At 67.6% G+C, this 12,509-nt stretch carries 14 protein-coding genes and 1 pseudogene; 5 read left to right on the top strand and 10 right to left on the bottom strand.

The genetic code is table 11. The annotated features are described in order from the left end of the window. Window positions 1-1,237: 1,237 nt before the first annotated feature. Entirely contained in the window at window positions 1,238-2,266 is a 1,029-nt protein-coding gene (locus IE206_RS36320; RefSeq protein WP_189969943.1) for an IS5 family transposase, read from the top strand. A 21-nt stretch (window positions 2,267-2,287) separates the two neighbouring features. On the opposite strand, the gene IE206_RS36315 is transcribed toward IE206_RS36320, so the two are convergent. Then, window positions 2,288-2,764 (bottom strand): GNAT family N-acetyltransferase, encoded by a 477-nt coding sequence (locus IE206_RS36315; protein WP_189969941.1) that lies wholly within the window; start codon window positions 2,762-2,764, stop codon window positions 2,288-2,290. A gap of 382 nt (window positions 2,765-3,146) precedes the next feature. Between IE206_RS36315 and IE206_RS36310 the strand changes: the two genes are divergently transcribed. Then, a complete protein-coding gene (locus tag IE206_RS36310; RefSeq protein ID WP_189969939.1) occupies window positions 3,147-3,767 on the top strand; it encodes a hypothetical protein in 621 nt (206 codons plus the stop codon). A gap of 1 nt (window position 3,768) precedes the next feature. Here IE206_RS36310 and IE206_RS36305 read toward each other — a convergent pair whose 3' ends face one another. Then, window positions 3,769-3,915: a DUF6207 family protein gene (locus IE206_RS36305; RefSeq protein ID WP_189969937.1), complete on the bottom strand. Its 147-nt coding sequence runs from the start codon at window positions 3,913-3,915 to the stop codon at window positions 3,769-3,771. Between the two features lie 138 nt (window positions 3,916-4,053). Here IE206_RS36305 and IE206_RS36300 point away from each other — a divergent pair, with 138 nt between their 5' ends. Then, window positions 4,054-4,458 carry a hypothetical protein gene (locus tag IE206_RS36300; protein ID WP_189969935.1) on the top strand — a complete coding sequence of 135 codons (405 nt, stop codon included), beginning with the start codon at window positions 4,054-4,056 and terminating at the stop codon, window positions 4,456-4,458. A 220-nt stretch (window positions 4,459-4,678) separates the two neighbouring features. Here IE206_RS36300 and IE206_RS36295 read toward each other — a convergent pair. From IE206_RS36295 to IE206_RS36280, 4 genes and pseudogenes are all read right to left on the bottom strand, one after another. Further along, a pseudogene (locus tag IE206_RS36295) lies at window positions 4,679-4,941 on the bottom strand (LexA family protein); the annotation flags it as partial. A 123-nt stretch (window positions 4,942-5,064) separates the two neighbouring features. Then, window positions 5,065-5,514, bottom strand: coding sequence for a hypothetical protein (locus tag IE206_RS36290; RefSeq protein ID WP_189969933.1), 450 nt, complete (start codon window positions 5,512-5,514; stop codon window positions 5,065-5,067). Next, window positions 5,511-7,604 carry a hypothetical protein gene (locus IE206_RS36285; RefSeq protein ID WP_189969931.1) on the bottom strand — a complete coding sequence of 698 codons (2,094 nt, stop codon included), beginning with the start codon at window positions 7,602-7,604 and terminating at the stop codon, window positions 5,511-5,513. Before IE206_RS36285 ends, IE206_RS36290 begins: the two co-directional genes overlap by 4 nt. A 432-nt stretch (window positions 7,605-8,036) precedes the next feature. After that, window positions 8,037-8,294 (bottom strand): hypothetical protein, encoded by a 258-nt coding sequence (locus tag IE206_RS36280; RefSeq protein WP_229853321.1) that lies wholly within the window; start codon window positions 8,292-8,294, stop codon window positions 8,037-8,039. Between the two features lie 7 nt (window positions 8,295-8,301). On the opposite strand from IE206_RS36280, the gene IE206_RS36275 reads away from it, so the two are divergent. Together IE206_RS36275 and IE206_RS36270 are read left to right on the top strand one after the other, a co-directional pair. Continuing rightward, entirely contained in the window at window positions 8,302-8,463 is a 162-nt protein-coding gene (locus IE206_RS36275) for a hypothetical protein (RefSeq protein WP_189969929.1), read from the top strand. 328 nt (window positions 8,464-8,791) lie between these two features. Then, window positions 8,792-9,313: a hypothetical protein gene (locus IE206_RS36270; protein WP_189969927.1), complete on the top strand. Its 522-nt coding sequence runs from the start codon at window positions 8,792-8,794 to the stop codon at window positions 9,311-9,313. 951 nt (window positions 9,314-10,264) lie between these two features. On the opposite strand, the gene IE206_RS36265 is transcribed toward IE206_RS36270, so the two are convergent. The 4 genes from IE206_RS36265 to IE206_RS36255 all read right to left on the bottom strand — a co-directional run bounded on the left by IE206_RS36265 (window position 10,265) and on the right by IE206_RS36255 (window position 12,305). Continuing rightward, window positions 10,265-10,546 carry an ATP-binding protein gene (locus IE206_RS36265; protein ID WP_308433977.1) on the bottom strand — a complete coding sequence of 94 codons (282 nt, stop codon included), beginning with the start codon at window positions 10,544-10,546 and terminating at the stop codon, window positions 10,265-10,267. Between the two features lie 123 nt (window positions 10,547-10,669). After that, complete coding sequence (locus tag IE206_RS36260; protein WP_226599911.1) at window positions 10,670-10,999, bottom strand: CPCC family cysteine-rich protein; 330 nt, start codon at window positions 10,997-10,999, stop codon at window positions 10,670-10,672. Window positions 11,000-11,048: 49 nt separating this feature from the next. Then, window positions 11,049-11,183 (bottom strand): hypothetical protein, encoded by a 135-nt coding sequence (locus IE206_RS43300; RefSeq protein WP_264198456.1) that lies wholly within the window; start codon window positions 11,181-11,183, stop codon window positions 11,049-11,051. A 501-nt stretch (window positions 11,184-11,684) separates the two neighbouring features. Then, the gene (locus IE206_RS36255) at window positions 11,685-12,305 is read right to left on the bottom strand and encodes a hypothetical protein (protein WP_189969922.1); all 621 of its coding nucleotides are present in this window, start codon (window positions 12,303-12,305) and stop codon (window positions 11,685-11,687) included. Between the last annotated feature and the right edge of the window lie 204 nt (window positions 12,306-12,509).

Here is a 12,509-nt window from a genome sequence, read left to right as displayed (position 1 = left end):
GCCCATGACCGTGCTGGCGGCGAGCGCCATCATGGCGAGCCACAGTCCCAACACCCTGGGCTCCGGCCTTATCAAGTCTTGGTGTTGATCGTCTCGGGAGAGGCCATTTCGTGGACAGGCCGCCGTCGTACAAGGGCTTCCGGTTCCCGCCGGAGGTCAGCAGAAGTCGTGTTGACGGATGAGTGTGATGGAGGTCGCGGTGCTTCCTTAGCGGAAAAGTTTCGGGGTATCCGCATCTTCCGTTCTATCCCCTGAGTGTCTCCCGGGCTTCGTACATGTGTCGGCTGCACGGTCGCCCTGGCAGATATTCCGTCACGTAGCTGGACCTCCAGTTGAGCTGTCCGAGCTGTCACAAGCCGCGGCATCAAGATGACATCGGCTCACCCGCCGAGGTCGGCCAGGGCCCAGCGCCGACGCCCGTCGTCCTCCTGGTCCGTGTCCGTGCCGCAGGATTCGACACCGAGCGCGGTCACCTCGCGCAGCAGGTCCTCGCCCTCGGGTCCGTGACCAGGCTGGTGGGACAGGATCAGGATGAGGGCCCGGTGGTCCTGGTCGGCCAGGTGCAGGCTGATGCGTCGGCCTCCGTCGGCCCTTCCGCCCCACGCGGAACCCCCACGAGAGCGGCAAATAGCGCGCCTCCGCCCCCGTCTCTGGCAGCCGCCGGTGGCGGGATCACGGCGTCTGGACTCGAACCAGAAGGGCCGCCGCGAGCGGCCCAGCGGCGAACAACCCGTTCTGCGCGCCGAGTTGGGCGTCGACTGGGTGTGACGACACAGTGACCACGGGAACGACGAGTCGTTGAACCATCGGTCAGGTGAAGTACACACGAGCCCCGGGACAGTTCAGCCCCCAGCCCCGGGGCCCTGTGCTGCCGGGCACCGGCCGGGGTGAGCCGCTCCAGGCAGTGGCACCGTTCTTGCCCGCCGCGCCGTCCGGGACGCAACACGAGGACCCGGGACAGGGCGACGGGGAGGGGCTCCGCCCCGTGTCCTGGGAGACACCGGCTATGGGCAGCCAGGGGCGGAACCGCGCCGATCATCCCCCGCCCCCATCCGGCCTCCGGGTGCGACACGGGCATCTGTCCCTCGGACAGCCGCCCCCATCGGGACTGCAAACAGGGCCACCCACGCCAGCGTGTCACCCGGACCCGAGCCCAGCGCTAGGGCCTGTTCGAAGTCGTGATCAGGGTCCCAGTGATCGCTTTCGGCAACCACGATCGAACTGATAGATCTCTCGTGTGCTGCGACGCGAACTGAGCGATGCTGACTGGGAGTTGATCGGTCCCCACCTGCCGATCGGGCAGTACGGCCCCTATCCGGAGCACCTGCGCGACCAGCTGGAGGGGGTCATCTGGAGGTTCCGCATCGGCAGCCCGTGGCAAGACGTGCCGGATGCGTTCGGCTCCTGGTCCACGGTCTATGACCGGTTTGCCCAGTGGCGTGATGCCGGGGTGTTCGCCGCCGTGATGGAGGCCGTGATCGCAGAAGCCGCCCGCCGCGGGCAGGTGGACTTGTCCCTGGTCAGCGTGGACTCCACCACCGCCCGCGCCCATCATGCCGCGGCCGGCATGGTCGTGGACGAGGAGGTTCTCGCCGCCCTGGAGAAGGCCGCCGAGGGCGAAAAAGGGGGCACGCGAAAGGCGCGAAAGCGGCGCAAGCGGCAGGCTGCAGCCGAAGCCGATGAGATGACCCCGGCCGAGGAGGCCGAGCCCGATCCGGAGCGTGAGGAGCGCCGCCGGCAGCGGCACCGGCGCCGGGCGCGACTGAAGGCGGCAGCCCTGGGCCGCTCCCGCGGCGGCCTGACCAGCAAGGTTCACCTGGCGGCCGAGCGACGCTGCCGTCCGCTGTCCTTCGTGCTTACCCCCGGGCAGGCCGCCGACAGCCCGCAATTTTCCGCCGTGCTGGCAGGGGTGCGGGTGCGCGGGCCCGTCGGACGTCCGCGTACCCGGCCCGGTGCCGTGGCCGGCGACAAGGCGTACTCCTCCCGAGCCAACCGTGCCCACCTGCGCAAACGGAAGATCAAGGCGGTGATCCCGGAGAAGGCGGACCAGGCGGCCAACCGGAAGAAGAAGGGCGCGAGGGGCGGGCGCCCGGTCTCCCATGACGCCGGGATGTACAAGGAACGCAACACCGTGGAGCGGTGCATCAACAAGATCAAGGACTGGAGGGGACTGGCCACACGCTTCGACAAGAGGCCCGACAGCTACATGGCGGGGCTTCATCTGCGCGGCGCGATCATCTGGCTCCGCAGTCTCCACCCCGCATGATGACAGGCGACCCGACCGTCCCTAAAGCGCGAGCTTGAACCCTTCGTGGCTGCGTGCGAAGCCCAGTGCGGCATAGAAGCGGTGTGCGTCCTCACGCTGCTTGTTGCTGGTCAGCTGCACCAACACGCACCCACGCGAGCGTGCCCGTGTGATCGCGTGCGCCATCAAGGTCCGGCCGAGCCCGTCCCCACGCCGGTCTGCGCGGATCCGCACCGCCTCGACCAGGGCGCGCTCGGCGCCGCCCTTGCCAAGTCCCGGGATGTAAGTCGCCTGCAGGCACCCCACCACCGTGCCCCCGTCGTCCACCAGGACCAGCATTTCGTTGCGTGGATCCGTGTCGATCTCCGCGAAGGCGCGCTCATGCGCCTCCGATACCACCGCCGTCGCCGGGTCTACCACCTGCTCCTCGTCAGCGAGCAGGGCCAGTACCGCAGGCAGGTCGGCACGGGTCGCGGGGCGCAAGGTATGAGCAGGCGCGGGCTCAGTGACAGCAGACATGGCACAGACCCTAACTGGCCCCTCATCGGTGGACTTCAGTCCCCATCCCGTGATCACGACTTCGAACAGGCCCTAGATGCGCGTATCGAGTCGTCATCAATGTCGGCTCTGCCCAACTGGCCGGACAGGTCCCGGTGATCGTGTTCCAGGTCGTGAAGCGGTGGTGCATCCACCAGCAAGGCCAATCACACAGCGCGCCCGACGACGTGATGGGTCGGTCTGCCGCATCACCCGGGCGACCTGCTTGGCCCGCAGAAACCAGCCGGTCACCGTCGAAGGAACAACGGCCAGTAGGATCCATCCGTCGATCATCGGCACCCTCATCAACGTTCGGTCGCCGGTGAGGTTCAGCCGGAGAACTCATCGGGGGATGTCCATGGTCATGAGGTTTAGCGCGGCCGCCGCGCTCGGCGTCGCCGCGCTGCTGCTCACGGGATGTTCGCAGGGCCCGGACAGCGGAGCACTGAGCGTGGCGTGGGTCAGGGAGCGGGCGAAGGCGACGGGCAGCAGCGGTGCGTCGACGTGCCCGGTGAAGTACGACATCGTCGCAGCGGCCAAGGCCTCGGGCCAGGGCGGCCAGGCGGGCACGAGCCCCGGCGGGCCCGCCGCGACGGCGGACGTCGACGATCCGACGGCCGACCCGGACTCCCCGATCCGCCGGTCCGAGGGCGCTGTGCTCGACTGCGTCTACCGCATCGACGCGCAGAAGCTGCACGTCTACACCGTCGGGGTCGGCAAGGGCGCGGCTCTCGCTCTTCTGGCGCCGCGCGTTCAGAGCGACGCCGAAATGTCCACGGCCCAGATGAAGACCTGGCTCAACAAGGCGGCCACGGCAGAGCGCGGCCAGCCGGTGGCGACGCCCGGCCAGAGCGTCGTGTCGGTGCGACTGCCCATGGACGGACCAGGCGACCTGGCCCTGATCGTCAGCCTCGGCCAGAACGCCAAGGCCGACCCTCAACTGGAGCACTTGGCCAAGGAACTGGCAGGCCAGGCGCGAACCTGAATCATCGCGGCCAGGCCGTCGCACTGTCGCCGGGGCGAAACAGCGTCAGGACCATGAACATGCCGCCTCCGTGCGGACGGCCGGGTGCGGTGTCGGTCGCCTCGTCCGCGGCTGCGATGTCCAGGACCACGAGTCCGGGCTCGCCCACGCACTCTGTACTGCTGATCGGTTCCATACCTTGGGCGACGACGCCCCCTGAGTGATTCGCCGGGCACGGCAACACCACCGGATCGAGTGGCCCCGGCCGCCCCCGGCGGCTCGCCACTCCCCTATCTGGAAGGCCTACATGAGCTGGGACGTGATCCTCCTCCACCTGCCCGACGACGTCGTCTCGGTGCGGGACATACCCGACGGCTACACCCCTGCGCCGCTCGGCCAGCAGCAGGACATCCTCGCCGCCGTGGCCCGGGCCACCCCCGAGGCCGACCTCTCGGACCCGGCCTGGGGCGAACTGTCCGGCGCCACCTGGTCGATCGAGCTCAACATCGGCTCCGACGATCCAGTGGACTCGATCATGCTGCACATCCGCGGATCCGGCGACGACGTACTGGCCTCCGTCACCCGCCTCGCAGAGGCCCTGGGCTGCAAGGCCCTGGACTGCTCCACCGGAGACCTGCTCAGCACCCAAGACCCCGCAGGCTGGCGCGCCTTCCAGAACTACCGCGACCGGATCGTCGGCCCTCCCCGCTGACCGGCAGTTGCCCGCACGCGCATCGCCGAGCAGGCACGGGCACGATGGATCAGGCTCCTTGCGCTGGAGGGCCGTTGGGCAATTCGCGCTGAGAGAGGTTCGTCGTACGGAGGGCAAATGCGTAAGTACGTCCGCGGACACGTGGCGGTCCGCCCCCGCGCGCGCCGGACGGTGCCCGGTGATTGCCGCGCAATCACCGGGCACGGGCCGGGACTTCGGCTCAGCCCAGCGCCCGCATCACGGACACGACCTTGCCGAGGATGACCGCGTCGTCGGCGCTGAGCGGCCCGTAGTGGCGGTTGTGGGGAACGAGCCAGGCACATGCCCGGCGGCGTCTCTCTGGAACCGCTTGACCGTGGCTTCGCCGTCGTCCAGCATCGCGGCGACGATGTCGCCAGGCTCGGCGGTGGACTGGCGGCGGACCGTGACGAGGTCGCCGTCGCAGATCGCCGCGTCCACCACGGAGTCGCCCACCACCTGAATCCGTCCGATTCGCCGAATCTCGGAGGACTCATCCCGGGAACCGGTCGCGGTTCTTCCTCTTGGGCAGGCCAGGAGGGCCTGGCGGGAGCACGAGGCAGTCCCGCCACGCGTTCTGTCGTGCAGTCAGGAACGGCTGGAAACGAGGGCGCCCCAGTTGGTCGAGGCTGGCCAGGTGCGGTACGGCATCCAGGTGCGCAAATTCAGCGCGTCCGCGGCCCAGCCTTCCGCGGCCTCCAGCGCGGGGCGGGTGATCTCCTCCCGCGCCTCGGCGACGAAGACCCGGTCAAAGACCCGGCGCTTCCACGGTTCGGTCCGGTGCTGCATGATCCGCCCGGTCACGCCCAGGAAGCCTGCCGCCATGCCGAGCCAGACAATCCGGCCCTGGGCGTCGACCACGAGGTACAGGCCAGGGAAGAACGCCCTGACGGTGTCGACCCGGAACCAGACGGGATCGGCGGCGCTGTAACTGCCGAGGGCGCGCGCCAGCAGCGGGATGTGGACTCGCTGGAGAAGCGGGCCGGGGGGAGGAGGGGCGTCCTCAGGCGTCCGCGGACCCGGCAGAGAAGTGCTCACTCGGACTCCCCGGTGCCATAGACGAAGTCGTCGGCGCTGCCGTCGGTGGCCTCGGTGTCGACCGTTGAATTCCGCAGCTTCCGCAAGTACCGACCAGCCTCACCCACGAGGTCCTCCATGGCATCGAGCTGGTCCTGCCAGCCCTGCCGCTCGCCGCTGGTCATCTCCCGGTCCGGCCCGACCAGCGGCCCCATCGCCTTGAAGTGCTTGACCACGTTGGTCACGCCGTGGATGGCGACGTCCACGAGCCCCTGCGTCTTCTTGACCTGCTCCGCCCACTGCTCGCTGGGCGACGGGCCCGACGGAGTGCCGGCTTCGTCGTTCGAGTCGTCGCTGCCGCTCGAGACCGGCCAGTGGCCAGTGAACCACTCCGAGTCGGCCGACTTGCTCGTAGCGTCGAAGTCGCCGTTGTCCACGCGGCGCAGCCGGCCGTCCGGTACCGACTGTGCAGACACCGGGCGTCCCGCCCGCAGCTGCATAACCCGCGCGAAGGCGTCGATCGCCTCAGTGAGCAGCAGCACGCCGTCTTCGGTGTCGGCGGCGGCGAGCTTGGTGGACGTCAGACGGCGGTCCCCCGTCGACCCGTAGGGGCCCAGGAAAACCTTGCCGTTGACCAGGCCGGGCACCGCCAGGTGGCCCAGCTCACCGCGGGCCGCGGCACGGGCCGTGCTCGGGTTGGAGTCGGTCGCTGCGGCAATCAGCTGCTCGACGGACAGCCCAGTGGTGATGATGCCCTTGGGCACGGCCGTCCGGTGCGGGTTGTCCATGGCAGCAGCCGGCAGGTCGACACCCCCGACTGCGGCGGTGAGCAGCGCACTGCGGATCTCGCCACGGGCCTTCGCATGCTTGTCTCGCAGAAGCGAGGGAGACGGCTCGACCAGCACCTTCGTGGTCCGGCGCAGTGCCTTCCGTTCGCTGGGGTAGACGACTTCGTCGACCAGCCGCACGAGCTCCGCCACCGCCTCCCGCGGGTCGGCGTGCAGCTCGGCCGCCGGGGTGGTGCCGGTGAGGACCGAGTGCTGCAGCTCTGTGATCGCGTTGTCGCTGTAGGCGTGGTCGGCCAGCTTCCTGGCAGCGGCCATCGCCTGGTTGGTGTCGGTGAAGTCGAGGGGCCCACGCAGATGGGTGCGCAGGTTGGTCGACGCCAGCGCCGCATCGAAGTCCGGGCGCGTGGCGGCCTTGGGGATGAACCCGATCATGATCGCCACGTTGGTGACCGCGACCTGCCGGGCGGCGGCGGCGAGCTGGGCCCACTGCCGGGCCTCCTGGGCCTCGGCTGCGGCGTCCGGGTCGTCGGGGATCTCGATGTCCTCGGGATCGAACTCGGCGTACTTGTTCAGCAGGGTGGTGTAACGGTCGCGCCAGTCGGCGGGATTGCGCCAGCGCTGACCGGTCGGGCCGCCGAGCGCGGACTGGTTGAGGCCGAGCAGACCGGCAGCGGCCTGGATCCCGAACAGGGCATGGCGGTGCCGGGTGCGGTTCGAGCCGGCCGTGGCGCTGACGGTGTCCCAGACTTCGTCACCGACGTGGTAGCGCACCACGTGGTAGGTGGCCCGCTCGGACTGGCCCGAGACCGCCAGGTCTTCCTTCAGGTCGTACTTGCGGGCCTTCTCGGCAGCGGTCAGTCGGCCCTCGATGAAGGTCAGGTGCTTCAGCAGCTCCTGCTCGGAGGTGAACTCGGCCTCCATGAGGGCGGGCTGCGGGCCGTCCTCGGCCGTGGCAGGCTTCACCTTCGGGGTGGACACCTCCGTGCTGGCGGCCACGTCGTGGGCGAAGCGGATGTTGAACTGATTGATCGCGCCGGCGAGGCCGGACTGGTGGCCCAGGAGCTGGAACAAGGTTCCGTACTCGGTCTCGATCGGCTTGACCGCCAGCTTCTTGAAGCCGGTGACGACCATGTTGTTGCCGCGGCCGTGGGTGTCGAGCAGGGGTTTGATGTCGATGATCTCAGTGGCGACGCGTTCCAGCGCGCGCTCATCGAGGGTGCACCTGGGGTCGGCGAGGCCGGCCTGGACGAAGCGGGCCCGCCACTCGGGCTCGTCGAGATAGCGGAAGGGCCCGGATGGGCGGTCGGAACGACGCGGCGACATAGCGCACCTCTGCTTTCGTACGCGGGAACGGCCGCTTGCTCGCCGCTGTTCCCGGGCGGATCGGGACGCGAAGTGGGTCCGCCTGCCGCATGCGCAGAGGTCGGTGCCGCCGCCGTACCGCCTCCCCGCCGCTGCGGGGCACTGGGCCGTCACGACCACCTTGGACAGATCACCATGCCCGGCCGCCGCAGGTTCCTCAAGGGAACCCCGGCATTGGCCACCCCGGACCGCGACGGACCCATCGGGGCTTGCACAAGTCACCGACATCGGTGCGCTCCAGAACCAGGCTACGGGCTGCCTCCGACAATGTCCGCCCATGAACGCATCGAACTCCCGCCACAGCGCGAGCTATTGGGCCAGAACGCCCGGGTGGGTGGCCGCCTCGCGATGGCCTGCGCAAGACGGTGACGACCTTGCCGGCTCGACTCCGACTTAGAAGGGAAGCTCGTCGACCGCGTTCGGCTCGGTCCCCTGCCACTGGGCCCACCGTCCCGGGACGGCGATGCATGCTTCCGAGAGGTGGGCCAGCGTCTTCGCTCGGACGTGCAGCCAGCACTCGGCCGTCAGCCCGTCCTGCCGCAGTAGAAGTCCGGAAGCAGAGAACCAGCGGACCGGGGACTCGTCACTCCCCGTCCACATCGGGTAGTCCGGGAGAGCGACCCGCTGGAAGAGGTGCGGAACCTCGCTCACGACCGGAGTGTGGCGCTGGTCGCGCTACCAGTACGTCGAGTACTTCACCCGGGTCGGCGACGCGGTCGCCGTCATCGAGGCAAGGACTCCGCCAGTGAGTGACGCCGTTCTCCGAGAACTGGCCGTCACCATGCGAGTTCGCACGCCGCCGTACTTCTCCGGCGGCTGAAGTCTGTCGAGGACCGTCACCGTGGGGGCGCGCAGCGTAGAAGGTCGGCCTGCGGACATACCCGGGACCGCCCAGCCTGTTGCTCTGCATCGTCGGGCCGTGCACGAGAGTGCTTGATCAGGCACGTTTCGGCGATCCGCCGATCTTTCCCCGTGAGGCAAGTAATCGTTCGCCGGCAAGTGATGGGGTGCTGTGCTCCGGGATGTCAGAGCCTCTGGTTGTTCCACGCTGGTAACTGGCCTGGTGGGGGTGTTGTCAGTGGGTACTTCTACGCTGCGTTCGTCTCAATCACGGGTGCGGGCGGTCGGCGAGCGGATGGAGTAAGAGCGTGAGTGTGTCCTTCTTCTGGCGAAGAACGTCGGCCGAGGCGGCTTCGTCGTTGGCTCCACAGGCCCTGCTGAAACTCGTCCCGGACTGGAGCGAGCAGCCGGAACTGTGGGACACGGGCCTGGCCACCGGAGTGGATTTCCACTGCTCGGTGATGGATCAGGTTCTTCTCGAATGCTGCCCCATCCAGGACTCGTCCGCTGGGCTTGCCGTCTACGGCGGTGAGCCGCGCACCGATCTGTGGACCAATCCCGACGGTGAAGTGCAGGAAGTCACCGTCGTCACGGTGCTTGAACCCGAAGCGGTCGCTTCGGCAGCCGAGTTCCTGAGCAACGCACCGTACGGGGCATGGATCTTCGCCAACCCGCAGCGCATGACCGCAATGGTGCGGGAACTCGGATTCTCCACATCCTGGGACGAAGACTGGGCCTGCAGGGTGGCCGGTGATCTGCAGGACCTCGCAGACTTCTACCGTGCCGCGGCCAGCGCTGGTGACGCGATGATCAAGTACCTCAGCTGTTGAGTGAGAGTGAGTTCAGCGCCGGTTCGAGTCGGCCCATTCCCTATGCTCATCGTCCGACCGCACCCACGTCTGATCGCCGACGACCACTTCTCGAAACCAGGCCACAGCACCCTCAGCAGTCCCTATCCCGAGTTCAAACGCAGCTTCTGAACCAACTGGGGAATGGAGTGAGCGCAAAGCAGAAGGACTCACCGATCGCACGGTCGGTGAGTCCTTCAATGTGCGGCAAGTCAGTGGAAGGAGACGAAGCCTTCTGACTGATCGAGATGGAATGACGGTCCGGGCTTCTCAGGGATCCACCCGTGAGCACGAGCGGTGCGAATGCTGTCGGCGACATCGGATGGGAGGACCGAACTGCCCGGGTCGACCAGCCAGTTGCTCGGGTGCGGCTGGTTGGTTGTGACCATCAGGACGGTGCCCGACGAATCGCCATGCTCGACCGCATAAGTCAGAGGGGACCAGGCCAGGCCTGGCTATAGGTCGGCCTCCGTCGAATCCTCCAACGATAGGTGATGCCGTCAACCGTTATGTGTCGCGACCCCTTCTTGACCAGCGCCATACTCACGTCCTTTCCCGGTGCACCGTATCGAACGACCAGTGTGGTGTCGTGCGGTTTTCCTCATGGCTGGGGTTCAGCCTCTTCGCATGGGAATGACGTCCGGACTCGCTGAGGGGATGGTGGGGCGAGCGGCTTCTGGAATGGCCAGGAGAGCGACGACAGTGACGGGCTTGTCGCAGTGAGGACAGTTGCGGATCGCGGTCGGTGCCAGCGGGGTCACGGGCAATGACGGCCTGGTCGGCTCCGCCACAACGGCGTTGTTGGCGCTGTCGCGTTCGCGTCGTCGTCGCCGTGCCGCTTCTGCTTTGCAGCGGGGTGAGCAGTAGGTGTGTCGCGCGGCTGCCTGCGGGTTGACCTGGAACTGGGTCCAGCAGATCGGACAGGCTCGGACTTCAACCAGCACGCCCGGTCACCCCTTTGCGGAGGTTGTCGGAGTGGGCTTGGTGCGAGCGGAGGCGATAGGACGGTCCGTCAATGCCGACCACGGCGGCCCGGTGCAGGAGCCGGTCGAGCATCGCGGCCGCGACGGTGGCGTCGCCGAAAGCCCCTGCCCAGTCGGCAATCCCGACATTGGTAGTCAGAATCGTACTCGACTTCAGATACCTCTGGTTGATCACTTGGAATAGGGCTGATGCACCGTCGCCAGGCAGTGGGAGATAGCCGAGTTCGTCGATCTATGCCGATATCGGCATAGCTGGACCTATGCCGAGAGCGCGGCTATTCCGATCGCAAGGACTGTGAAATGGCCTGCAGTTGACGTTGCTCGGCATAGTCGCAGTTGCCTCACTCGCCCATAGTCAGGTGGAGTCACCCATTTCGCGCATCCTTCGCGACCCAGGTGCCCACCAGGCCCCTTCGCCGCCATTAACGAGTGAGTCCTGGTCGGCTGATCGCACCGCAGCAGCGTACTGAGCGTAGTTTGTCCGCGCGTCGGTGAGGCTCTGTGATCCGTTGGGACCGCCCCACACTTCGTCGGCGTTCAGGTCGTCCTGGCCGTCGTCTTCCCATCCGCACTCTGTGCAGATCTCCCACTGGCAGCGGGCTTCCAGGGTCAGAAGTCTGCAACAGGGGCAGGCGTAGGGTCCTCCACCGGGCGGGCATGCCTCCAGCAGTTCTCTCGGCGTCATCATGTGGCGAGTGTTGCATGGTTCGACCTGAGGTCCTCGATCAGGTGCGTCACAGGCGGTCGAGGAAAGCGAGGACCTTGTCGGTGGGCTGGTAGCGGCCCGGCTGCCCGGCACCGAAACTATGCAGAGCCACGAACAGCCGAAACCCCACGAAGGAGCGGAACAGCACGCATGGCTTCTGCATAGCCGCGGTCTCGGCATAGGTCGATTACCAGCAGGCGGGGGCCGGCGAAGAATCGCATGATGCTCGACCAGCGTCCTTCGAGAGCTGCCTTGTGACATTTGGCAACTGCTGTGCCATCAGGGGCGTGACGCCGTGCTCACCGTCGAGCCCGGGCAGGAGACCGACGGTCAGCACCACTTCCGCGTTCAGGACGGACACAACGTCCCCATCGGCACAATCCGCAAGGTCCCGCCGAAGTCCCGGCCCTTCAATCACACCTGGCGTCTCGACCAGCCGAAACGGCCCGAGATCGTCGGCCGCAACGAGTGGTCCGGCATCGACCCGCGCAGTCTCGCCATCCGGGCCGGCGCGCGAAGTAGTCGTCAGCGCGCTCAGCTCACTGTTCGCCGGCGAGGATGCCGACCCGGGTCAACGCCCCCCGCGCATCCTGGTATGGAAGGGCGGCAGGTCGTCATGACATCAGGCGGCGATCACCCCTACCGAATCCGTGCTGCCTCCGGATCAGGCCGTGGCCCCGGACGGCGTAGTCTCCCTGAGTGCAGTGCCCTGAGGGTCACCGAGCGTCCTGGTGCCGCTTGGGTTGGCGGGCAGACTGTAGAAGACGGACCGGTTCTGTCGGGTGCGCTCCGCCTGCCCCTTGGCCACGAGGTTTTCGAGGGTGCTGCGCACCACGGTGCCGGCGATGTTCCGGTCCGGATGGGCGGTGGTCAAGCTGTTGGTGACCTCGGCAGCCAAACGTGGCTCACGCGTGTCGGAGAGGTGCGTGGCGACCAGTTCGCGCAGGGTCGGACCGTTCCTCCGCGCCCGGGTCTTGGCTGCGGTCTGCTTCTGCTTCTTCGCCCCCGTGGCGGGGGTATCGGCTGAGATACGTGCTCGTGGAACCCGTCCCCCGGCAGGTGCAGCCTCCTTGGTCTTCTTCCGCGCCGTGGCGGCCGGGGGTGTGCGGGTGCCGAGGGTCTGCTGCATCGCGGTCAGCAGCACATGGTTGCCCTCCAGGACTGTCAACTGCTCCTGGAGGACGTTGATCTCGGCGGTGATGCGTTCGCGTTCCGCACCATTGCTCTCCAGGTCACTCTGGACCTGAAGCGCGTACTGCGACTGGAGTGTGGTGCTTTCCGGCACGGTGATACTCCTCCGGGAGTGTGTGCAAGGGATTCCTGCCGGATGCTACGCGCCTTCACCTCGCACACACACCGGCGCGATCACCTCGTACACGTCGTGCCCTGTTTTCTGGCGGAGTTGCTCACCCCGGCTCCTGCCCAGACGACCCCTGCGGGATGGGCTCAACGCGGCTCGCCAACTCGGATGGGCAGAGCGGCTGTTGTG

The sequence above is a fragment of the Streptomyces violascens genome (assembly GCF_014649955.1).
Lineage (GTDB): Bacteria > Actinomycetota > Actinomycetes > Streptomycetales > Streptomycetaceae > Streptomyces > Streptomyces violascens.
The sequence above is the reverse complement of the archived record's forward strand: the minus strand, read 5'-3'. Positions and strand labels throughout refer to the sequence as shown.